This window comes from Variovorax sp. AB1(2024), from assembly GCF_037482385.2.
Lineage (GTDB): Bacteria > Pseudomonadota > Gammaproteobacteria > Burkholderiales > Burkholderiaceae_C > Variovorax.
The window spans coordinates 2939443-2961561 of the sequence record NZ_JBBHKP020000001.1; the positions used below are offsets into that span (position 1 = coordinate 2939443).

20 protein-coding genes are annotated in these 22119 nt (G+C 68.1%); 9 read left to right on the forward strand and 11 right to left on the reverse strand.

Going from position 1 to position 22119, the window contains the following annotated elements:
- Positions 1-21 precede the first annotated feature (21 nt).
- Positions 22-1275 (forward strand): cation:proton antiporter, encoded by a 1254-nt coding sequence (locus WIX39_RS13670; protein WP_409195227.1) that lies wholly within the window; start codon positions 22-24, stop codon positions 1273-1275.
- Positions 1276-1278: 3 nt separating this feature from the next.
- Here the strand turns inward: WIX39_RS13670 and WIX39_RS13675 are convergent, their stop codons facing one another.
- On the reverse strand, positions 1279-2604 hold the full coding sequence (locus tag WIX39_RS13675; protein ID WP_409195228.1) for a heavy metal sensor histidine kinase: 1326 nt from the start codon (positions 2602-2604) through the stop codon (positions 1279-1281).
- Entirely contained in the window at positions 2601-3278 is a 678-nt protein-coding gene (locus WIX39_RS13680; RefSeq protein ID WP_081266536.1) for a heavy metal response regulator transcription factor, read from the reverse strand. The genes WIX39_RS13675 and WIX39_RS13680 overlap by 4 nt, the downstream gene beginning before the upstream one ends.
- Before the next feature lie 159 nt (positions 3279-3437).
- On the opposite strand from WIX39_RS13680, the gene czcI reads away from it, so the two are divergent.
- From czcI to WIX39_RS13710, 6 genes are all read left to right on the forward strand, one after another.
- On the forward strand, positions 3438-3812 hold the full coding sequence (gene czcI, locus WIX39_RS13685; protein ID WP_285412435.1) for a cation efflux protein, CzcI family: 375 nt from the start codon (positions 3438-3440) through the stop codon (positions 3810-3812).
- Between the two features lie 95 nt (positions 3813-3907).
- On the forward strand, positions 3908-5272 hold the full coding sequence (locus WIX39_RS13690) for a TolC family protein (protein ID WP_409195229.1): 1365 nt from the start codon (positions 3908-3910) through the stop codon (positions 5270-5272).
- Between the two features lie 18 nt (positions 5273-5290).
- Positions 5291-6652, forward strand: a complete 1362-nt coding sequence (locus tag WIX39_RS13695) for an efflux RND transporter periplasmic adaptor subunit (protein ID WP_409195230.1) — start codon at positions 5291-5293, stop codon at positions 6650-6652.
- A 10-nt stretch (positions 6653-6662) separates the two neighbouring features.
- Complete coding sequence (locus tag WIX39_RS13700; protein WP_409195231.1) at positions 6663-9878, forward strand: CusA/CzcA family heavy metal efflux RND transporter; 3216 nt, start codon at positions 6663-6665, stop codon at positions 9876-9878.
- A 235-nt stretch (positions 9879-10113) separates the two neighbouring features.
- Positions 10114-12372, forward strand: a complete 2259-nt coding sequence (gene katG / locus WIX39_RS13705) for a catalase/peroxidase HPI (protein ID WP_081266541.1) — start codon at positions 10114-10116, stop codon at positions 12370-12372.
- A gap of 59 nt (positions 12373-12431) precedes the next feature.
- On the forward strand, positions 12432-12806 hold the full coding sequence (locus WIX39_RS13710) for a hypothetical protein (RefSeq protein ID WP_081266542.1): 375 nt from the start codon (positions 12432-12434) through the stop codon (positions 12804-12806).
- A gap of 29 nt (positions 12807-12835) precedes the next feature.
- Here the strand turns inward: WIX39_RS13710 and mog are convergent, their stop codons facing one another.
- Together mog and yjgA are read right to left on the reverse strand one after the other, a co-directional pair.
- Positions 12836-13435, reverse strand: coding sequence for a molybdopterin adenylyltransferase (mog, locus tag WIX39_RS13715; protein ID WP_081266543.1), 600 nt, complete (start codon positions 13433-13435; stop codon positions 12836-12838).
- Positions 13432-14088, reverse strand: a complete 657-nt coding sequence (yjgA, locus tag WIX39_RS13720) for a ribosome biogenesis factor YjgA (RefSeq protein ID WP_081266544.1) — start codon at positions 14086-14088, stop codon at positions 13432-13434. The genes mog and yjgA overlap by 4 nt, the downstream gene beginning before the upstream one ends.
- Positions 14089-14193: 105 nt before the next feature.
- On the opposite strand from yjgA, the gene pmbA reads away from it, so the two are divergent.
- The gene (gene pmbA / locus WIX39_RS13725) at positions 14194-15564 is read left to right on the forward strand and encodes a metalloprotease PmbA (protein WP_081266545.1); all 1371 of its coding nucleotides are present in this window, start codon (positions 14194-14196) and stop codon (positions 15562-15564) included.
- Between the two features lie 9 nt (positions 15565-15573).
- Here the strand turns inward: pmbA and WIX39_RS13730 are convergent, their stop codons facing one another.
- The gene (locus WIX39_RS13730) at positions 15574-16509 is read right to left on the reverse strand and encodes a LysR family transcriptional regulator (RefSeq protein WP_409195232.1); all 936 of its coding nucleotides are present in this window, start codon (positions 16507-16509) and stop codon (positions 15574-15576) included.
- A 101-nt stretch (positions 16510-16610) separates the two neighbouring features.
- On the opposite strand from WIX39_RS13730, the gene WIX39_RS13735 reads away from it, so the two are divergent.
- Positions 16611-17369 carry a sulfite exporter TauE/SafE family protein gene (locus tag WIX39_RS13735; protein WP_409195233.1) on the forward strand — a complete coding sequence of 253 codons (759 nt, stop codon included), beginning with the start codon at positions 16611-16613 and terminating at the stop codon, positions 17367-17369.
- A gap of 7 nt (positions 17370-17376) precedes the next feature.
- Here the strand turns inward: WIX39_RS13735 and WIX39_RS13740 are convergent, their stop codons facing one another.
- From WIX39_RS13740 to WIX39_RS13765, 6 genes are all read right to left on the reverse strand, one after another.
- Entirely contained in the window at positions 17377-17847 is a 471-nt protein-coding gene (locus WIX39_RS13740; RefSeq protein WP_106937494.1) for an NUDIX domain-containing protein, read from the reverse strand.
- 5 nt (positions 17848-17852) lie between these two features.
- Positions 17853-18302: a GatB/YqeY domain-containing protein gene (locus WIX39_RS13745; protein ID WP_081266549.1), complete on the reverse strand. Its 450-nt coding sequence runs from the start codon at positions 18300-18302 to the stop codon at positions 17853-17855.
- A gap of 109 nt (positions 18303-18411) precedes the next feature.
- Positions 18412-18624 (reverse strand): 30S ribosomal protein S21, encoded by a 213-nt coding sequence (gene rpsU / locus WIX39_RS13750; RefSeq protein WP_007833691.1) that lies wholly within the window; start codon positions 18622-18624, stop codon positions 18412-18414.
- Positions 18625-18846: 222 nt separating this feature from the next.
- Positions 18847-20052 carry an NAD(P)/FAD-dependent oxidoreductase gene (locus WIX39_RS13755; RefSeq protein ID WP_409195234.1) on the reverse strand — a complete coding sequence of 402 codons (1206 nt, stop codon included), beginning with the start codon at positions 20050-20052 and terminating at the stop codon, positions 18847-18849.
- Positions 20053-20063: 11 nt separating this feature from the next.
- A complete protein-coding gene (locus tag WIX39_RS13760) occupies positions 20064-20855 on the reverse strand; it encodes a YaeF family permuted papain-like enzyme (RefSeq protein ID WP_106935006.1) in 792 nt (263 codons plus the stop codon).
- Positions 20855-21985, reverse strand: a complete 1131-nt coding sequence (locus tag WIX39_RS13765) for a sterol desaturase family protein (RefSeq protein ID WP_081266551.1) — start codon at positions 21983-21985, stop codon at positions 20855-20857. The genes WIX39_RS13760 and WIX39_RS13765 overlap by 1 nt, the downstream gene beginning before the upstream one ends.
- Between the last annotated feature and the right edge of the window lie 134 nt (positions 21986-22119).

Genomic DNA, 22119 nt, shown 5'->3' on the forward strand with positions numbered 1-22119 from the left:
CTTCCAAGTTATCGCTACGCCATGTCCGCAACTTCCCTGCTGCTGCAACTCATCGTCATCCTGACCACCGCGCGCGTCTGCGGCTGGGTTCTCCGGCACGTCGGGCAGCCCGGCGTGGTGGGCGAGATGGCCGCCGGCCTGATGCTGGGGCCGATCGTCTTCGGGGCGCTGTTTCCGTCGCTGCATGCGCAGCTGTTCTCCAGGGAGTCACTGCAGGGACTGTCGTCGCTGTCGACCCTCGGGCTGGTGCTTTTCATGTTCGTGGTGGGGCTGGAGCTGCGGGCTTCCAAGAGCGTGCGCGAGCAGTTGCGTTCGGCGGGCTACGTGGGCGTGCTGAGCGTGGTCGTGCCGCTGGCGCTGGGCATCGCGATCTCGCCGGCCCTCTATCCCACGCTGGCGCCGGCGGGTGTCGGCTTCTGGCCGTTCGCGCTGTTCATGGCGGCGGCGCTGTCGATCACCGCATTCCCGGTGATGGCGCGCATCCTCAAGGACCGCGGCATGACGCGCACGCCCTTCGGCCAGCTGTCGCTCGGCGCCGCCGCCGTGGTCGACGTGTTCGCGTGGATCCTGCTGGCTTTCGTGGTGGCGATGGTGGGGGCGGGCGAGGGCTACCAGGGGCTGCTCAAGACCACGCTGGGCATGGCCGTGGTGCTGTGCGTGCTGTTCTTCGGGCTCAAGCCGGCCTTCGCGTGGCTGCTGCGCACCAGGGCGCCCGAAGGCGAGCCCTCGACCACGGTGATGGCCTCGCTGATGCTCGGCCTGCTGGCCACGGCCCTGGCCACCGAGTGGCTGCACCTGCACGCGGTGTTCGGCGCTTTCCTCTTCGGCGCCTGCCTGCCGCGCGACGACCGGCTGCTGAAGTCGCTGAGCGAGCGCATCGAGCCGATCTCCATCGTCGTGCTGATGCCGCTGTTCTTTGCGCTGGCCGGGCTCGGCACCACGTCCAATGCGTTCTCGGGTGCGGGCTTCGGCGCCATGATGCTGATCCTGGCCACGGCCGCCTTCGGCAAGATCGCCGGCGGCGCGGTCGGCGCCCGCATGGCGGGCTACGGCTGGCGTGAAAGCCTGGCCACCGGCTCGCTGATGAACGCGCGCGGGTTGATGGAACTCATCGTCATGAAGATCGGCCTGGACGCCGGCCTCATCGGCCCCGAGCTGTTCACCATGCTGCTGGTGATGGCGCTCGCGACCACCGCCATGACCGGGCCGCTGATCAACCTGTTCATCGGCCGCCGGGCGCCTGCCGTGGCCGACGCGGCGCACGCCAAGCCTTGAGGCTCATCGCTGCAGCGTGAACCCGATGCGCGTCTCGCCGCCCTGGCTGGCCGCGAACACCCGCCCCCCGTGCATGCGCGCGATGGCCTCGACGATCGACAGCCCCAGGCCGTGGTGCCGGGTCGAGCCGTCGCGCGCCTGGGCTGCGCGGTAGAAGCGCTCGAACAGGCGCGGCAGCGCGGCGGGGTCGATGGGCTCGCCGCGGTTGACCACCGCGATGTTGAATTCCTCGCTGTCCTGGGCTATCTCGATGCGGATGACCGAGGCCGGCGTGGCGAAGCGGATGGCGTTGCCCAGCAGGTTGAACAGCGCGCGCCGTATCAGCGCGGCATCCACGTTTGCCATGGCATCGCCGGCCACCTCGGCGCGCAGGCCGGCTTCTTCCAGCATGGCGTCGTAGAAGTCGATCACGTCGGCGGCCTGCACGGCCAGGCTGGTCGACGCGCGCGTGCGCATCGGCGTGCCGCGCTCGGCCTGCGACAGGAACAGCATGTCGGTGACGATGCCCGAGAGCCTGCCGACCTCTTCGAGATTGGACGCGAGTACGGCCTGCAGCTCTTCGTTGCTGCGCTGGCGGGTCAGCGCGAGTTCGGTGGAGCCGATCAGGTTGGCCAGGGGCGTGCGCAGCTCGTGCGCCACGTCGGCGTTGAACGACTCCAGCTGCACGTAGGCGCGCTGCACACGCAGCAGCAGGGCGTTGAACTGGGTGATCCAGGGGCGAAGCTCCTCCGCGAAGTCCATGGCGTCGATCGGCCGGTTGGCCTTGTCCGGCGCCATTGCCGCGGTGCTCTCGGCCAGCCGCTTGAGCGGACGAAGCCCGCGCCGCACCAGCCACATGCCGGTGAACGAGACCAGCGCCGTGCCCAGCACCACCGCGCCCAGCAGCGTCCAGGCGAGGCGCCGCAGCAGCCGCGCTTCCTGCGCGGTGTTCACGCCGATCTGCACCGACAGCTGCGTGCTGGTGGCGCCCTGCGTCCATGGCACCTCGATGTCGCGCAGCATCCAGCGGCCTCCGACGGCGGGCGTCGACTGGAACAGCGTCTGGCCCGCGTGCGAGATCGACAGCGTCACGTCGTCCTGCATCGAGAAGAAGTCGTCGAGCTTGTGCCGCAGGAAGGGCAGGTCGCCGCCTTTCTCGGCCTCTTTGAGCAGGTGCTGCACCAGCACGGCCTTGTGGTCGAGTTCCTCTTCCTGCTTCTGCCCGAAGTTCCAGGCGGTGACGAGGTAGATGGCAAGGCAGATCACGCTGAGCCCGAACAGGGTCTGCGCGGCGATCCAGAGCGACAGCCGGCTCTGGATGGAGTGCGGCCGGCCTGGGGGCTGGCTCATGCCCAGGAGCGGTCTTCCAGCACGTAGCCCATGCCGCGCACCGTATGCAGCAGCTTCACGTCGAACGGGTCGTCGAGCTTGCTGCGCAGGCGGCGGATGGCCACTTCCACCACGTTGGTGTCGCTGTCGAAGTTCATGTCCCACACCTGCTCGGCGAGCGTGGTGCGCGACAGGATCTGGCCGCGCCGGCGCAGCAGCACCACCAGCAGCGTGAATTCCTTGGCCGTGAGGTCGAGCCGCGCGCGGTTGCGAAAGCACTTGCGGCTGACGAGGTCGAGCTCCAGGTCGGCCAGCCGCAGCGTTGTCGATTCCTGCGGCTTGCCCCGGCGCAGCAGCGCCTGAACCCGCGCCAGCAGCTCCGAAAACGAGAACGGCTTGACGAGATAGTCGTCCGCCCCCTGCTGAAGGCCCTGCACGCGGTCTTCGACCTTGTCGCGCGCGGTGAGCACCAGCACGGGCACGTTGCGGGTGCGCCGTATGGCCTGCAGGACGGCGAAGCCGTCGATGCCGGGCAGCATCACATCGAGCAGAACCAGTGCGTAGTCACCCTCGGTGGCGAGGTATTTCCCCTCGATGCCGTCGCGGGCTATGTCGACCACGTATCCGTTCTCTTCGAGCCCCTTTTTCAGGTAATCGCCCAGTTTGGGCTCGTCTTCGATGACAAGAATGCGCATTTCCGAATGGTAACGAAGCACTTTCGCCGCCATGGTTACGTTTTGGTAATCCTATTGACGGACAAGCGCTCGACCTTGTGTCATACATTCCGCGGCGCCTGCAAGCCGCAAGGGCATTGCCGAAGCACTGCCACAGGCCCCCGATATACTTTTTGCTCCATGCGCCGCTGGTTCCTGATCCTCATGCTGTTCCTGCTTCCGTTCCAGCTCAGCTGGGCGGCGGCGTCAGCCTATTGCCAGCACGAGCGCGACATGCAGCCCCAGCACTGGGGCCACCACGAGCACGAAAGCCGCGGCACCGACCGCAGCCACAGCGGCGAGGGCGCGCAGAAGAACTCCAGCACCCAGCCCAATGCCGTCATCGGCGACTGCGCGGTCTGCCATTCGGGCTACGCGCAGCACGTCGAAGGCACGCCGGAGCCCGTGCCGTCCGCGCGGCGCATTGCACAGCCGCTGCGCGTCATGGCCGCCGAGCGCTTCGACTCGCACATCTCCGACGTTCCGGTCCGTCCCGACTGGTCTCTCGCCCTCTGATTCGGCGAGAGAACACACCCGACTTCTGATCCACACCATCAGCTGAGCTCTCGCCGAATTCGTCCGTCCGTTGTTTCGCAACCCAGGAGAATTCGATGCGCACGCTCTTCGTGCCGCTGGCCGTATTGGCCATGGCGGTGCCCCCGGCATATTCACAACAAGTCACGCCGTCCGTTCCGGCCTCGGCCGGTTCCTCTTCGGCTTCGCCGCAGGCGTCTTCGCGCGCGGCCACCAGGACACTGGAGCCCGCGGGCCCGCTGACCCTGCGCAGCGCGGTTGCGATGGCACTGCGCGCCAACCCCGGCCTTGCCGCCGCGTCGCGCGAGCAGGACGCCACCGAGGCCGCCATCGTGCAGGCCGGCGCCTGGCCCAACCCCACGCTGGACGCACAGCTCGAAGACCTGCGCCGCGACAACCGCACCACCACCTTGCAACTGAGCCAGCCGATCGAACTCGGCGGCAAGCGCGCGGCCCGCGTGACCGCCGCCGAGCGCGCGCGCGACCAGGCCGCGTCGGCACTGGCGGGGCGCCGCGCCGAGATCCGCGCCGCGACCGTCACCGCCTTCTTCGACGTGCTGACCGCGCAGGAGCGCCTGCGGCTCGCGCAGGATTCCGTGGGCCTCGCGCAGACCGCGACCCGCGCGGCCACCAATCGCGTGGCCGCCGGCAAGGTGTCGCCGCTGGAAGAAACCAGGGCGCGCGTGGCCGAGGCCGGTGCGCGCGTGGAGCTGCTGCAGGCCGAAGGCACGCTGCGCTCGGCCCGCCAGCAACTGGCCGCGCTGTGGGGCAACCCCGATCCGCGCTTCACGCAGGTGGAGGGCGCGGTCGACCAGTTGCCCGCGATGGCGGCGTCGCAAGACTTGAGCGTGCGCATTGCCGCGGCGCCCGTGGTGGTGCAGGCGCGGCTGGAAGTCGAGCGGCGCAAGGCACTGTCCGACCTGGAGCAGGCCAAGCGCATTCCCGACGTGACCGTGTCGCTCGGCGCCAAGCGCGTGCCGGCTTCCGACGGCGAGGCCGGCGGCAGCCGGCGCAACCAGGTGGTGGTTGGCCTGTCGGTGCCGCTGCCGATCTTCGACACCAACCGCGGCAACGTTGCCGAGGCTCTGAGCCGCGAGGAAAAGGCGCGCGACGATCTCGCCGCCGCCGAGCTGCAACTGGGCACCGAGGTGGCGCAGGCCACCGAACGGCTGCGCTCCGCGCGCGCCACCGCGCAGACGCTGCAGCACGACGCGCTGCCCGGTGCCGAGACGGCCTACAAGGCCGCGACCAAGGGCTTCGAGCTGGGCAAGTTCAGCTTCCTGGAGGCGCTGGATGCCCAACGCACGCTGTTCCAGGTGCGCGCGCAGTACCTGCTCGCGCTGGCCGACGCGCACCGTGCGGCCGGCGAACTCGACCGGCTGCTCGGCAACGAAGGCGACGACATCTCTCCCGTGACACCCGCGGCGCCCGTGGCGCGCTGACAAGCAAGGCAACAGATCATGAACACAGAAAACCGCGGCTCGTTCAAAGAACGCGTCGGCAAGAAGCAGTGGATGGCCATCGTCGTCGTCCTCGTGGTGGGGCTCGGCGCCGGCGCGCTGATCCTTCGCTCCGCACCCGCCAAGCCGGAGGCCGCAGGCCACTCGGAAGAGGCCGGCCACGGCGACGGCGAGCACCACGAAGAAGGCAAGGCTCACGGCAAGCAGGAAGCCAAGGAAGAGGGCAAAGACCACGACCACAGCCACGGTGAAGCCAAGGGCCACGCCGACAACGAACACCACGAGGAAGGCAAGCAGGAGGCGAAAAAAGAGCCCGCCGGCCACGAGGAAGAGGAAGAAAAGATCGCCTTCACCGACGCGCAGATCAAGGCCGCCGACATGACCATCGAAAGCGCGGGCCCCGCGCGCATCAAGTCGTCGCTGCAACTGCCCGGCGAGATCAAGTTCAACGAAGACCGCACGGCCCACGTGGTGCCGCGCGTGGCGGGCGTGGTCGACAGCGTGTCGGCCAACCTGGGCCAGGAGGTCAAGCGCGGGCAGGTGCTGGCCGTGATTTCGAGCCCGGCGCTGTCGGAGCAGCGCAGCGAGCTGCAGTCGGCGCAGCGCCGGCTCGCGCTGGCGCGCACCACCTACGAGCGCGAGAAGAAGCTCTGGGAAGAAAAGATCTCGCCCGAGCAGGACTACCTGCAGGCGCAGCAACTGATGCAGGAGGCGCAGATCGCCGTGGCCAACGCCAACCAGAAGCTGCTGGCGCTGGGCGCCACGCCATCTTCGTCGGCGCTGGGCCGCTACGAGCTGCGTGCGCCCTTCGACGGCATGGTGGTCGAGAAGCACATCTCGCTCGGCGAATCGGTGGGGGAAGCGGTGAATGTGTTCACCATCTCCGACCTGTCGACGGTGTGGGCCGAGATCAGCGTGGCGGCCAACAACCTGAACCTGGTGCGCATCGGCGAGCCGGTGAGCATCCGCTCCAGCGCCCTGGGCCAGACGGCCAACGGCAAGGTGTCTTACGTGGGTTCGCTCATCGGCGCGCAGACGCGCACCGCCACCGCGCGCGTCACGCTGACCAACCCGCAGCGCGTGTGGCGCCCGGGGCTGTTCGTGAACGTCGAGCTCGTGGCCTCCGAAGTGGATGCGCCCGTGACGGTTTCGGCCGAGGCGGTGCAGACGGTGGAAGACAAGCCCACCGTGTTCCTGCGCGTGCCCGGCGGCTTCGTGCCGCAGCATGTGCAGACCGGGCGCAGCGACGGCCAGCGCATCGAGGTCACCAGCGGCCTCAAGCCCGGCGCGGCCTATGCCGCGAGCGGCAGCTTCGTCGTGAAGTCGCAGCAGGGCAAGAGCTCCGCCACGCACACCCACTGAGGAAGCCCGCATGTTCGAACGCATCATCCGCTTCTCCATCGAGCAGCGCTGGCTGATCCTGCTTGCCGTGCTGGGCATGGCGGCGCTGGGCATCTTCAGCTACCAGAAGCTGCCCATCGACGCGGTGCCAGACATCACCAACGTGCAGGTGCAGATCAACACCGCCGCGCCCGGCTACTCCCCGCTGGAGACCGAGCAGCGCGTGACCTACCCGATCGAGACCGTCATGGCCGGCCTGCCGGGGCTGCAGCAGACGCGCTCGCTGTCGCGCTACGGCCTCTCGCAGGTCACCGTGATCTTCAAGGACGGCACCGACATCTACTTCGCGCGGCAGCTCGTCAACGAGCGCATACAGTCGGCGCGCGAAAGCATGCCCAGCGGCATATCGCCGGTGATCGGGCCCATCTCGACCGGCCTCGGCGAAATCTATCTCTGGACCGTGGAAGCGGAAGAGGGCGCGAAGAAGGCAGACGGCAAGCCCTATTCGCCCACCGACCTGCGCGAGATACAGGACTGGATCATCAAGCCGCAGCTGCGCAACGTGGCGGGCGTGACCGAGATCAACTCCATCGGCGGCTACGCCAAGGAATTCCAGATCGCACCCGACCCGGCCAAGCTGCTGGCCCACGGCCTCACCATGACCGACATGGTCACCGCGCTGGAGCGCAACAACGCCAACGTGGGCGCGGGCTACATCGAGAAGCGCGGCGAGCAATACCTCATTCGCGCGCCGGGGCAGGTGAAGTCGGTGGAGGACATCGGCAACGTCATCCTCGGCAACGCCGGCGGCATTCCGCTGCGCGTGCAGGACGTGGCCGAGGTCGGCGTCGGCAAGGAACTGCGCACCGGTGCCGCCACCGACAACGGCCGCGAAGTGGTGCTGGGCACGGTGTTCATGCTGATCGGCGAGAACAGCCGCACCGTGTCGCAGGCCGTCGACAGAAAGATGCAGGAGATCAACCGCACGCTGCCCGCCGGCGTGAAGGCGGTGACGGTGTACGACCGCACGGTGCTGGTCGACAAGGCCATCGCCACGGTGAAGAAGAACCTGTTCGAGGGCGCGGTGCTCGTCATCGCGATCCTGTTCCTGTTCCTCGGCAACATCCGTGCGGCGATCATCACCGCGCTCGTGATACCGCTGTCGATGCTCTTCACCTTCACCGGCATGGTGAACCAGAAGGTCAGCGCCAACCTGATGAGCCTGGGCGCGCTGGACTTCGGCATCATCATCGACGGCGCGGTGGTGATCGTGGAGAACTGCGTGCGAAGGCTGGCTCACGCGCAGGCCCACAAGGGCCGGCCGCTGACGCGCACCGAGCGCTTCCATGAAGTGTTCGCGGCCTCGCAGGAGGCGCGCCGGCCGCTGCTGTTCGGCCAGCTCATCATCATGATCGTGTACCTGCCGATCTTTGCGCTCACGGGCGTGGAGGGCAAGCTGTTCCATCCGATGGCCTTCACCGTGGTGATCGCGCTGCTGGGCGCGATGATCCTGTCGATCACTTTCATCCCCGCGGCCGTGGCGCTGTTCATCGGCAACAGGGTGAGCGAGAAGGAAAACCGCCTGATGGTGTGGGCCAAGCGCGGCTACGAGCCGCTGCTGGCGCGCGTCATGGCCGCCAAGCCGCTGGTGATCACCACCGCGGTGGTGGCGGTGCTGCTGTCGGGCCTGCTGGCCACGCGCCTGGGCACCGAGTTCGTGCCCAGCCTGAGCGAGGGCGACTTCGCCATCCAGGCGCTGCGCATTCCGGGCACCAGCCTCACGCAGTCGGTCGAGATGCAGAAGCAGCTCGAACGCACGCTGAAGCAGAAGTTTCCCGAGATCGAGCGCATCTTCGCGCGCACCGGCACGGCGGAGATCGCTTCGGACCCGATGCCGCCGAACATTTCCGACGGCTACATCATGCTCAAGCCCGAAAGCGAGTGGCCCGCGCCACGCCGCTCGCGCGCCGAGCTGCTGGCGGCGGTGCAGGAAGAGGTCGAGAAGCTGCCGGGCAACAACTACGAGTTCTCGCAGCCGATCCAGCTGCGCTTCAACGAGCTGATCTCCGGCGTGCGCAGCGACGTGGCGGTGAAGATCTTCGGCGACGACATGGACGTGCTCGACAAGACCGCGGCCGAGGTGTCGCAGGCGCTGGGCGGGATCCCCGGCGCGGCCGAGGTGAAGGTCGAGCAGACCACCGGCCTGCCGATGCTCACGGTGAACATCGACCGCAACAAGACCGCGCGCTACGGCCTGAACGTGGGCGACGTGCAGGACGCGATCTCGGTCGCGGTGGGCGGGCGCGAGGCGGGCACGCTGTTCGACGGCGACAGGCGCTTCGACATCATCGTGCGCCTGCCCGAGAACCTGCGCACCGACCTCGAGGCCATCAAGCGCCTGCCCGTGGCGCTGCCCAAGGGGGCGGGCGCCGAGGGCGCGCGCACCAGCTTCATCCCGCTGGGCGAAGTAGCCACGCTCGACATTGCGCCGGGCCCCAACCAGGTGAGCCGCGAAGACGGCAAGCGCCGCATCGTGGTGAGCGCCAACGTGCGCGGCCGCGACCTGGGCTCCTTCGTGGCCGAGGCCGAAGAGGCCATGCGCAAGGTGAGCATTCCCTCCGGCTACTGGACCGTGTGGGGCGGCCAGTACGAGAACCTCGCGTCCGCCACGCAGCGGCTGCAGATCGTGGTGCCGGTGTCGCTGCTGCTGGTGTTCACGCTGCTGTTCGCGATGTTCGGCAACCTCAAGGACGGGCTGCTGGTGTTCACCGGCATTCCGTTCGCTCTCACGGGCGGCATCGTCGCGCTGTGGATGCGCGGCATACCGCTGTCGATCTCTGCGGCGGTGGGCTTCATTGCGCTCTCGGGCGTGGCGGTGCTCAACGGGCTGGTGATGATCTCGTTCATCCGCAACCTGCGCGAGGGTGGACTGCCGCTGGACGCGGCCATTCGCGAAGGCGCGCTCACGCGGCTGCGGCCGGTGCTGATGACCGCGCTGGTCGCGTCGCTGGGCTTCGTGCCCATGGCCATCGCCACCGGCACGGGCGCCGAGGTGCAGCGGCCGCTGGCCACCGTGGTGATCGGCGGTATCCTTTCGTCGACCGCGCTGACGCTGCTGGTGCTTCCGCTGCTCTACCGCATCGCGCACAGGCGCGACGAAGACGAGGCGCGGCAGGAAGAAAACGCACGCGAGCAGAAGCACGGCGCGCCGCTCGACCCAGTACCGCAAGGACCCCATGGCACATGAGCATTCGCACGCCGCAGCGCCCTGCGTGATGCCACTCGGCTGCGGGGGCCGATCGATTGCGGCGGGGCGGGCGATGGGGCTATAAAGCTCGCGTCCGCACGGCAGAGACCGCATGGCGAGCGACCGCAACGGCCAGCTTGCGCTATCGCTGGAATTGAGTGCTTCTATTCGCCCCACGGCTGCTTCTGTCAGAGAATTTGCCCCATCCCCTCGCAGCACAAAACCAGGAGTTCCCATGAGCAGTGACAAGACCGAAGCCAAGTGTCCCTTCAGCCAGGCAGCAGGTGCCGGCACCACCAACCGAGACTGGTGGCCCAGGCAGCTGCGTATCGATCTGCTTCACCAGCACTCGTCGAAATCCGATCCGATGGACAAGGACTTCGACTACGCTGAGGCGTTCAAGAGCCTCGATCTTGCAGCGGTGAAGAAAGACCTCGCCGCGCTGATGACCGACTCGCAGGACTGGTGGCCGGCGGACTTCGGCCACTACGGCCCGCTGTTCATTCGCATGGCATGGCACAGCGCGGGCACCTACCGCATCGGTGACGGACGCGGCGGCGCCGGTCGCGGCCAGCAGCGCTTCGCGCCGCTGAACAGCTGGCCCGACAACGTGAGCCTCGACAAGGCACGGCGCCTGCTCTGGCCGATCAAGCAGAAGTACGGCAACAAGATCTCATGGGCCGACCTGTTGATCCTCACGGGCAACGTCGCGCTGGAAACGATGGGTTTCAAGACCTTCGGCTTCGCGGGCGGCCGTGCCGATGTGTGGGAACCCGACCAGGACGTGTACTGGGGCCGCGAGACCACCTGGCTCGGCGGCGACATCCGCTATTCGCAAGGTTCGCCGGGCGTCGAGAAACCCGGCGCTGTGCTCGTGAAGGACGACGACAGCAAGGTGCCGCACACACGCGATCTTGAGAACCCGCTGGCCGCCGTGCAGATGGGCCTGATCTACGTGAACCCCGAAGGCCCGGACGGCAACCCCGACCCGCTCGCCGCGGCACGCGACATCCGCGACACCTTCGCGCGCATGGCCATGGACGACGAAGAAACCGTGGCGCTCATCGCCGGCGGCCACACCTTCGGCAAGACGCACGGCGCGGGTCCGGCAACCAACGTCGGCCATGAGCCCGAGGCAGCGGACATCGAGGCCCAGGGCCTGGGCTGGAAGAGCAGCTTCGGCACCGGCAAGGGCGGCGACACCATCACCAGCGGCCTGGAAGTCACCTGGACCACCACGCCCACGAAGTGGAGCAACAACTTCTTCGAGAACCTGTTCGGCTTCGAATGGGAACTCACCAAGAGCCCGGCGGGCGCGCACCAGTGGGTGGCCAAGGGCGGCGCCGGCGCGGGAACCATCCCGGACGCGCACGACCCGTCGAAGCGCCACGCGCCGACCATGCTCACCACCGACCTGTCGCTGCGCATCGACCCGGCGTACGAGAAGATCTCGCGCCGCTTCCTTGCGAACCCCGACCAGTTCGCCGATGCGTTCGCCCGCGCATGGTTCAAGCTCACGCACCGCGACATGGGCCCTCGCGCACGCTACCTCGGGCCGGAGGTGCCGGCCGAAGAGCTGATCTGGCAAGACCCGATTCCCGCCGTCGACCACGCGCTGGTCGATGCGCAGGACGTGGAGGCGCTCGCGAAGAAGGTGCTGGCCTCGGGCCTCACGCCGGCGCAGCTCGTCTCGACGGCATGGGCATCGGCGTCGACCTTCCGCGGCTCCGACAAGCGGGGCGGCGCGAACGGCGCGCGCATTCGCCTGGCGCCCCAGAAGGACTGGGCAGTGAACGAGCCGGCTCAACTGGCCAAGGTGCTGCAGGTGCTCGAAGGCATTCGCGATGAGTTCAACGCAGCGCAGCAGGGCGGCAAGAAGATCTCGCTGGCCGACCTGATCGTGCTGGCCGGCGGCGCGGGCGTGGAGCAGGCCGCGCGCAATGCCGGACGCGAACTGAAGGTGCCGTTCTCGCCGGGACGTACCGACGCGTCGCAGGAGCAGACCGACGTGCAGTCCTTCGAGCCGCTGGAGCCGGTGGCCGACGGTTTCCGCAACTACACGAAGGCGCGGTTCAGCGTGCCGGCGGAAGTGCTGCTCGTCGACCGGGCGCAGCTGCTGACGCTGACCGCACCGGAGCTGACCGTGCTCATCGGCGGCCTGCGTGTGATCGGCGCCAATGTCGGCCAGAGCCAGGACGGCGTCTTCACCAGGAAGCCGGGCACGCTGAGCAACGACTTCTTCGTCAACCTGCTCGACATGGGCACGGAGTGGAAGGCTGCTCCTGCCGGCAACGAGAAGTACGAAGGCCGCGACCGCAAGTCGGGCGAACTGAAGTGGACCGGCACGCGCGCCGACCTGGTCTTCGGCTCGAATGCGCAGCTGCGTGCCATTGCCGAGATCTACGCGAGCTCGGACGCACAGGAGAAGTTCGTGAACGACTTCGTGGCCGCGTGGACGAAGGTGATGAACCTCGACAGGTTCGACCTGGCCTGAGCCTGAAAAGCCCCCGGCGCGTTGCGGCGGGGGCTGCCGATTCGCGGACAATCGGCTCGATGGTCAGCTACGACAAGTCTTCCGCACGCACCACTGCCACCGCCGAGCCGCGCGCTTCGCAGCGCCGCCGGGTCCATGGCGGCTCACCTTCACATCCGCCCATGGCGTTCGACGTCGGCCCCGTGGCCGAGCCCGCCGTGCACAGTGCGCGGACCTGGCGCTCCACGGTGGTGGGCATGTCGCTCGGGCTGGGCATCGTGCTGGCGCTGTCCATGAAATGGCTCATGAGCTACCAGATCGACAGCGCCGAAGAGCGCCGTGTGCAGCAGAAGGCGGTGCGTGCCGCGGCCGCGCGCTGCCACGAGCAGGCATCGCACGCGGCGGTCAGTGCGTGCCTGAAGGACGTGGAGGCGAAGAGCCTTCCGCCGCAGTAGCGGCTGTAGCGGCCGTTGGTCGGCGCCGATCAGGCGCGTGTGCGGATGGCCGATTTCGGCCTGAAGGCCTTGCAGACCGAATCGTCGGTTTCCAGGTACGGCCCGCCGATCAGGTCGATGCAGTAGGGCACCGCCGCAAAGATGCCGGGCACCAGCTGCGCGCCGTTCGCGTCCTTCAGTCCCTCGAGCGTTTCCGCGATCGACTTGGGCTGGCCCGGCAGGTTGATGATCAGGCTCTTGTCGCGGATCACCGCCACCTGCCGCGACAGGATCGCGGTCGGCACGAAGCGCAGGCTGATCTGGCGCATCTGCTCGCCGAAGCCGGGCATTTCCTTGTGGGCGACCGCCAGCGTGGCCTCGGGCGTCACGTCGCGCAGCGCGGGGCCGGTGCCGCCGGTGGTCAGCACCAGCGAGCAGCCGGCATCGACCAGCTCGACCAGCGCTGCGCTGATGCGCGCGGCCTCGTCGGGAATCAGCCGGGGCTCGAATTCGATGGGGTTCTTCAGCGCCTTGCCCAGCCATTCCTTCAGCGCGGGCAGGCCCTTGTCTTCGTAGGCGCCGCTGGAGGCGCGGTCGCTGACCGAGACGATGCCGATGCGGACCAGATCGAAGGCGGCTTCCGCGCTCATGCGTCCTCTTCCCGGTCTTGTTCCGCCGCTGCGGCTGCGTGGTCGTCGCCGCCGTGCACCGCCAGCTGTGCGCGCACCAGCTGGAAGATCTCGCGGTAGGCCTTGCCCTGGCGGGGCGCTTCACCGGCCGGGCCGGTCTTCATGTCCTTGCGGGCCTGGCGCACCAGGGCGCGCAGTTGCTGGGAGTCGGTGGCGGGGTGGGTTTCGATCCAGCCACCGAGGGCGTCGTCATCGGCAATCAGCCGGTCGCGCCAGCGCTCGGCCTCGTGCAGGGCGGCGGTTTCGGCAGCCGGCACGCTGGCCTGCTCCGACAGGGCCTGCCTGACGGCCTCCAGCACCTCGGGCTCAAGCTTGCGCATGAGCTTGCCGATGAACTGCATCTGGCGGCGCTTGCCCTCGAAATTGGTGATGCGCTTGGCTTCGGCGATGGCGTCGACCAGCTTTTCGTCGAGCGGGAGCGCGTCGAACAGGCCGGCGCGCAGCGTGAGCAGTTCGCCGCCCAGTTTCTGGAGTTCGTCGCTCTCGCGCTTGAGGTCGGTGCGGCTGGCGTCGTCGGTGCCCTTGAGCTCGCGCTTGAGCTCCAGGTCGAGCTCGCTGCCTTCGGCGACGAACTGGCCACGGACGAAATAGCCTTTTTTGGGTTTGCGGGACATGGGATGGATTCTGGGCCGCACCGCGAGGCGTTGCAACGCATGCAATGCGCGGTGGGAAGCAGGGGGTAAACGGGGATTGGGGGGCGCAAGTATCATAGCCACCACATGACGACATCCTCCTCGCGCGCCGATTCCGGCTTCGCCTACAGCCGTTCCTTCTTCGAAAACCTGGTCGACTCGGCCTTGGCGCACGCCAAGAAGCTCGGGGCGACCGATGCCGGCGCCGAGGCGTCCGAGGGCTGCGGCCTGAGCGTCTCCGTGCGCAAGGGCGAGCTCGAGAACGTCGAGCGCAACCGCGACAAGTCGCTGGGCATCACGGTCTACGTGGGCCACCGCCGCGGCAACGCCAGCACCTCCGATTTCTCCGAAGCCGCCATCGAGCAGACCGTCCAGGCGGCCTACGACATCGCCCGCTTCACCGCCGAAGACCCGGTGAGCGGCCTGCCCGACGAGGACGACATCGCCAAGGAACACCCCGAGCTCGACCTGTTCCATCCCTGGGACGTGACGAGCGAGCAGGCCGCCAGGCTGGCGTTGGAATGCGAAGCGGCCGCCCTGTCGACCGACAAGCGCATCACCAACAGCGAAGGCGCGGGCGTCTCGGCCCAGCAGAGCCACTTCTTCAGCGCCCACACGCACGGCTTCCGCGGCGGCTACGCCAGCTCGCGGCACTCGATTTCGGTGGCGCCCATCGCCGGCAAGGGCGACGACATGCAGCGCGACGCCTGGTACAGCTCCATGCGCTCCGCCGACGAACTGGCCAGCCCGCAGGCCGTGGGCCGCTACGCCGCCGAACGGGCGCTGAGCCGCCTGAAGTCGCGCAAGATCAAGACCACCGAATGCCCGGTGCTGTTCGAGTCGCCGCTGGCCGTGGGCCTGCTGGGCGGGCTGGTGCAGGCCGTGAGCGGCGGGGCGCTGTACCGCAAGAGCAGCTTCCTGCTCGATTCGCTGGGCAAGCCCGTGCTGCCCAAGCACATGGACGTGGCCGAAGACCCGCACGTGATGCGCGGCAAGGGCAGCTCGCCCTTCGACGACGAAGGCGTGACCACCCGGGCGCGCAAGGTGGTCGATGCCGGCCGCCTCGAAGGCTACTTTCTGTCGACCTACTCGGCCCGCAAGCTGGGCATGAAGACCACCGGCAACGCCGGCGGCTCGCACAACCTGACGCTGAGTTCGCGCCTGACCAAGCACACAGACGACCTCGACGCCATGCTCGCCAAGCTGGGCACCGGCCTGTTCGTGATCGAACTGATGGGCCAGGGCGTGAACTACGTGACCGGCGACTACTCGCGCGGCGCCAGCGGCTTCTGGGTCGAGAAGGGCAAGATCGCCTTCCCGGTGCAGGAGATCACCATCGCCGGCAACCTGAAAGACATGCTCATGGGCATCGAGGCCATCGGTGCCGATGCCTACACCTTCGGCGCCAAGACCACCGGTTCTGTGCTGGTGAACCGCATGAAGGTGGCCGGCGCCTGAGGCCCCGGGTCAACCGGAACGGGCCTCCGTCGCGGCCCGACGCGGCCTGGCTGGTTCTTCCACCGGCGCGATCAGGTGCTCGAGCATGCGCCTGGCATTGAGCGGCAGCTCTTCCGACGAGCGCACGCAGGCCATCAGCGTGCGCTCGGCCCATTTGTCCGCAAGCGAGGCGCGCGCGATCTTCATCGAGCGGGCACAGCGCTCGGCGGCAGTCTGCGGCACGATGCCCACGCCGATGCCGTACTCGACCATGCGGCACACCGCCTCGAAGTTGCGCACCCGCACCCGGTAGGCGAGGTGCTTGCCGAGCGCGCGCACATGCTGGGTGATCAGCTGCTGCAGCGCGCTGTCGGCGGGCAGGCCCACGAATTCGTTGCCGACCACCTCGGCCAGTTTCAGGCGCCGGCGCCCGGCCAGCGCGTGGCCACGCGGCATGACGAGCACGAGGTCGTCGCGGCGGAAGGTGTGGCATTCGAGGCCTTCGCTGTCGATGGCGTCCGAGACGATGCCGATGTCGCACAGGCCGGCGCGCAGTGCTTCCACCGTGTCGGGGCTGGCGCGTTCTTCCAGGTCCACGGAGATGCGCGGATGCTGCGCGAGAAAGCGGCTCAGCACTTCGGGCAGGTGCTCGGTCAGCGCCGAAGTGCCGCACATGAAGCGCACGTGGCCTTTGAGGCCCTGGCCGTATTCGCCGAGTTCGCCGCGCAGCCGCTCCATCTGCTGCAGCACGACGCGCGCATGGTGCAGCAGCGTGCGGCCGGCCTCCGTGGCGCGCACGCCCTGTGCATGGCGCGTGAGCAGCGGGGTGCCGAGCGCGTCTTCCATGCCGCGCACCCGCTGGCTGGCGGAGGCCAGCGTCATGTGCGAGCGGCCGGCGCCGCCGGTGAGGCTGCCGGCCTCGACCACGTTGAGGAACAGCCGCAGGTCGGTGAGATCGAATCGCATGATCCGCTGGAGTGTGCACCAGGAGCCTCAGGCCCAGCCTGAGGCCGGCTGCGCGAATGCCGCATTTCCGGGCGCGGGCTTCCCCGGCAGACTCGGCCGCCATGACGATGCCGACGAACGACGCCATGAGCTTCTGGGCCGCCGCCACCGCGGTGTACCTGCTGGCCGGGGTGATCAAGGGCGTGGTCGGCCTCGGGCTGCCGACGGTGTCGATGGGGCTGCTGGCGCTGTGGATGTCGCCCGTGCAGGCGGCGGCGCTGCTGATAGTGCCTTCGCTCGTCACCAACATCTGGCAGACCGGGCCGCGCGAGACCTTCATGCCGGTGCTGAGGCGCATCGGCGGCATGCAGGTGGGCGTGGTGGTCGGTACCTTGGGCGGGGCTCTGTGGCTGGGCGTGCCGGCGGGGGCCTGGGCTTCGTTCGCGCTCGGGGTGGCGCTGGTGGTCTACGCGGTCTGGGGGCTGACCGGGCGGCAATTGCACGTGAGCGACGCGCGGGCGCGCTGGCTGGGGCCGCTGGTGGGCATCGTCACGGGGCTGGTGACGGCGGTGACCGGGGTGTTCGCGGTGCCGGCGGTGCCGTACCTGCAGGCGCTGGGGTTCCAGCGCGATTCGCTGATCCAGGCGATGGGGATCTCGTTCACCACCTCGACGGTGGTGCTGGCCGTCGGGCTGATCGGAAACGGGGGCTTTCCAGTGTCGGCGCTGGGCGGCTCGTTCGCGATGCTGGTGCCGGCCATCGGCGGCATGGTGCTGGGGACCTGGCTGCGGCGGCGGCTGCCGGTGGCCGTGTTCAAGCGCTGCTTCCTGATCGGGCTGGCGCTGCTCGGGCTCTACATGGCCGCGCGCGCCGGCCTGTGAGCCGGTGTCAGGCTGCGAGCAGCAGGGCGGCGCGGACGCGCTCGATGGTCTGGCGGTAGGGCAGGGCGAAGTCGTCCAGCGCGTCGCCGGCTTCGAGCCAGCTGAACAGGAAGACCAGGCCTTCCTCTTCGGGGCTGCCCGTTGCCGTGTGCGTGAAGCTCTCGGGCAGCGGGCTTTCTGCGCGCATCAGGAACAGGTGCCACAGCTGCGGGTGGCGATGGGTGTTGCCTTCGACGCCGGCCTCGCATTCGCGGTCCAGCGTGCCCAGCGACTGCAGCGGGCCGCGGTGGTCGATGCCCGATTCCTCGAGCAGTTCGCGGCGCACCGCCACCTCGGGCGCTTCGCCGGGCTCGATGGTGCCCTTGGGGAGCTGCATGTTGCCATCCTCGGGATGGCGGAACACCAGCAGCCGGCCCCGTGCGTCGACCAGGCAGGCGCAGGCCTTGGGAATGGCGACGGAGCGGCTGTCGGCGTTCATCGGCATCAGGCGCCCGTCAGAGCGGCCTTGACCGCTGCGCTGACCTGGCCCATGTCGGCCTTGCCGGCAAGGCGGGTCTTGACCACGCCCATCACCTTGCCCATGTCGCCGGGGCCGCTGGCGCCCAGCTCGGCCACGATGGCTTTCACCGCGGCCACCGTTTCATCGGCGCTCATGCGCTGGGGCAGGTAGACCTCCAGCACCTTGATCTCGGCGGCTTCCTTGTCGGCGAGGTCGGCGCGGCCGCCGGTGGTGAAGGCGGCGATCGAGTCCTTGCGCTGCTTGACCATCTTGTCGACGATGGCGACGACCATGGCGTCGTCGAGCTCCACGCGCTCGTCGACTTCCTTCTGCTTCATGGCGGCCAGCAGCAGGCGGATGGTGGCCAGGCGCTCGGAGTCCTTGGCGCGCATGGCCGTCTTCATGTCTTCGGTGATCTGTTCTTTGAGTGTCATTCGGCAACCTTTCGGAAAAAACAAAAGCCGCGGCAGGTTTCCCTGGCGCGGCTGAGGCAACTGGGCGGCGGTGCTGACTTTCGTCTGGAGCCGGCCGCCCGGGCGTTGCTTAGTACAGCTTCTTGGGCAGCTGCATGCTGCGCACGCGCTTGTAGTGGCGCTTGACCGCAGCGGCCTTCTTGCGCTTGCGCTCGGCGGTCGGCTTTTCGTAGAACTCGCGGGCACGCAGGTCGGTCAGCAGGCCGAGCTTTTCGATGGTGCGCTTGAAACGGCGCAGTGCGACGTCGAAGGGCTCGTTTTCTTTAACGCGGATGGTGGTCATTGATGAATCGTTGAAATGAATTTGGCCTGGAGAGATCGAGGCCCCAAGCCGGGGTTCCTCAACTGAAAACTGTTTGCGGCCGTTGAGGGGAGGCCAGAGTTAGCCCGCGATTATAGCACTCCCCCAGGCTGCGCGCACTTCGTGTCGCTTCGCCTTCCCCCTCGCCGGGGGCGGCACCGGTGGCCCGGCGAAGCCGGTTCCACGGTGCCCTGGCGAATAGGGTCAGAGGGCCGTCGCACATGCATGTGCGCTCGCCCACGCCCATTGGAAGTTGTACCCGCCCAGCCAGCCTGTGACATCGACCACTTCGCCGATGAAAAACAGCCCGGGCTGCTTCGATTCCATGGTCTGGGACGACAGGTCGCGGGTGTCCACGCCGCCGGCCGTCACCTCGGCTTTTTTGTAACCTTCGGTGCCGCTGGGGGTGATCTGCCAGCGGGCGATGCGCTCCGACAGCGCGGCCAGCGCCTTGTCGGCGGCCTCGTTCACGGGGCGCTGCAGTGCCGGGTCCTGGCCGACCCAGGCGTCGGCCAGGCGCGAAGGCACCAGGGCGGCCAGTTCGTTGGCGATGCGCTTTTTCGAGCGCAGCTTGGCTTCGCCCAGCGCCTGGGCCACGTCCACGCCGGGGGCGAAATCCAGCGTCAGCGGGGCGCCGGGCTTCCAGTAGCTCGAAATCTGCAGCACCGCCGGGCCAGAAAGCCCGCGGTGGGTGAACAGCAGGTCTTCGAGAAAGGCCATTTTTTCCTTCTTGGCCCCTGTTTCGATGCGCACTGGCAGCGCCAGCCCGGCCAGCCCCGCGTAGGGCTCCCAGGCTTCGCCGCCGAAGGTCAGCGGCACCAGCGCCGGCCGCGGCGTGACAACGCGCAGGCCGAACTGCTCGGCGATGCGGTAGCCGAAATCGGTGGCGCCGATCTGCGGGATCGACAGGCCGCCGGTGGCAACCACGATCTTCGGTGTCTCGATGGGGCCTCGGCTGCTCTCGATTCGATAGCTGCCTGAGCGCGTCAAGGCGATGTTCCCGATCCTGCACGGCTGCCACCGTTCGACGCCACCCGCCGCGCATTCGGCCAGCAGCATGTCGACGATCTGCTGCGAGGAACCGTCGCAGAACAACTGCCCCTTGTGCTTCTCGTGGAAGGCGATGCCGTGCTTCTGCACCAGGTCGATGAACTGCTGCGGCGCGTAACGCGACAGCGCAGAGCGGCAGAAATTTGGGTTGTCGCCGATGAAGTGGCGCTGCGGCGCCCGCACGTCGAGGTCGCGATTGGTGAAGTTGGCGCGCCCGCCGCCCGAGATGCGGATCTTCTCGCCCACCTTCTCGCTGTGGTCCACCACCAGCACCTTGAGCCCGCGCTGGCCCGCCACGCCGGCGCAGAACAGCCCGGCAGCGCCGGCACCGATCACCACGACGCCGAACCGGCGGGACACGTCCGCCGCGCTCAAGGGCCATCCGCCGCGAGCAGCGGCGGCGGGTTGTATTTCAGGTGGCCCACGTAGCGCAGCGGCTGCGTGGCGGCGATCGAGGGCACGTCGCCTTCGCGCATGTGCAGCAGGTCGGCCGGGCTCACCCAGCGCGGGTCGGCGCGGGTGATCGGCAGGCCGGCCTGCCTGTAGGCCTCCAGCACGAACTGCGAGCAGAAGAACTGGTCGTTGCGGCTCGCGCCCAACTGCACCATCGCCATGCCGCTCATGCAGTAGCTGCTGACGGCCTCGGGCATCAGCGGCAGTTCGCACAGGCGGCGGTTGAGCACGAAGGGCGCGTTCAGCAGCACGCCCACGGTGTTGTAGCGCGTGCCGACCTGCGACATCGCCCATTCGCGCAGGCGTGCGGCGCCGGCTGCATCGACGCCCGGCACGCGAAAGGCCACGACCATCTGTTCCTCGTCCACCACCTCGGCCAGCGGCCGTGCGCGCACGCCGGTGCCCACGGCTTCGGCGATCTGGCCGTCGCCGAGGTACAGCACCGCGTGGCTCACCGGCGAGAAAGTTCCCAGCCGGATGCCGAACGAATTGACCGTGGCGATGGAGGTCAGCAGGATGTCGCCCGCCTCCAGCGCATCGGCCGCGATGAGCTCGCCGCCATTGCCCGGCGCGATGACCGAGCTTTGCACGCGCAGGCGCAGCCCGGCGTCGTTGGAGGGCAGGTCGAGGCGGGTGGCGCATGCCGTCAGCATGAGCAATGCGGCGCTCGCGGCCGCCAGGGCCGCGCGGGTCTTGAAGGCAGCGCGCATCAGCCCTTCCAGACGAACGGGAACTTCAACTGCTTGAAGAAGCCGTTGGGCACGTAGTCGCCCAGCACGCCGTATTTCTCGGGCCAGAGCTTGGTGCTCTTCACGGCCGTGCCGAAGATGTAGTCGAGGAAGGCGTAGTGCGCTGCATAGTTCTTGTCGAGCGCCTCGATGTCCTGGCTGTGGTGCCAGTGGTGGAAATTGGGCGTCACGATCAAATAGCGCAGCGGGCCGAGCCGCACGCTCACGTTGCAGTGGTTGAACACCGCCTGGAAGCCGACCACCACGATGTAGGCGTCGATCACTTCCTTGCTGAAGCCCAGCACGTAGATCGGCGCCAGCACCAGCGTGCGGGTGATCAGCAGCTCCAGGATGTGCTGGCGCGAGCCGGCCATCCAGTCCATGCTCTTCACGCTGTGGTGCACCGCGTGCAGGCGCCACAGCACGGGCACCTCGTGGTAGGCGCGGTGCGTCCAGTACTGCACCAGGTCGGCCACCAGGATGATCAGCAGCAGCCCGGCCCAGAACGGCAGGTTGCCGACCCAGCCGCGGATGCCGTCGTTGGCTGCCCAGCCGAAGAGCTTGTGCACCAGCAGGTTGGTGGCCAGCAGCACGAAGCCCACGATCATGTGGTTCACCACGAAGTGATGGAAGTCGGTCTGCCACTCCTCGCGGAACACGGGCTGGTCCTTGCGCAGCGCGAACAGCTTCTCGATGAAGATGAAGATCAGCGACGAGCCCAGCAGGTCGAGGATGAACCAGTCGAGCCCGATGTACGGCGTGTGGTCCGCGAAGTCGTGCACCGGCACCTTGTGCCCGCCCAGCAGCGCCGACGCAACCACCAGCAGGAACGCTGCCGACGACAGCCAGCGCGAGCGGTTGAAGATGATGTTCACCAGCGACAGCCCGCCCGAGATGACCAGCGCCGTCAGCAGGATGATGCGCATCACGTCGACGTTGTAGCTCTTGCGCAGCTCCGGCGTGGTGAGGTACTGCGGAAAGTGGAACGCGAGCACGCCCAGGAAGCACAGGATGGCCAGGCTCAGGGCGATCGTGCCCGTGACCAGCCCCTGGCCGCGGCGCAGTTCGCCATGGTTGTTGGTGAATTCGTTGAGTTTGTCGATGTCGAGCATGGGACCCCCTCAGGGTTGCGTTGTGCTTGTTGTGCGGCGGATTTTAGGTCGCGCGGTGTTTTTCGACGAGGCGGCTCTAGCGCAACTAAACCTTGGAACCAATCGCTTACCTTTGTATATTGGCCTCAATGCCT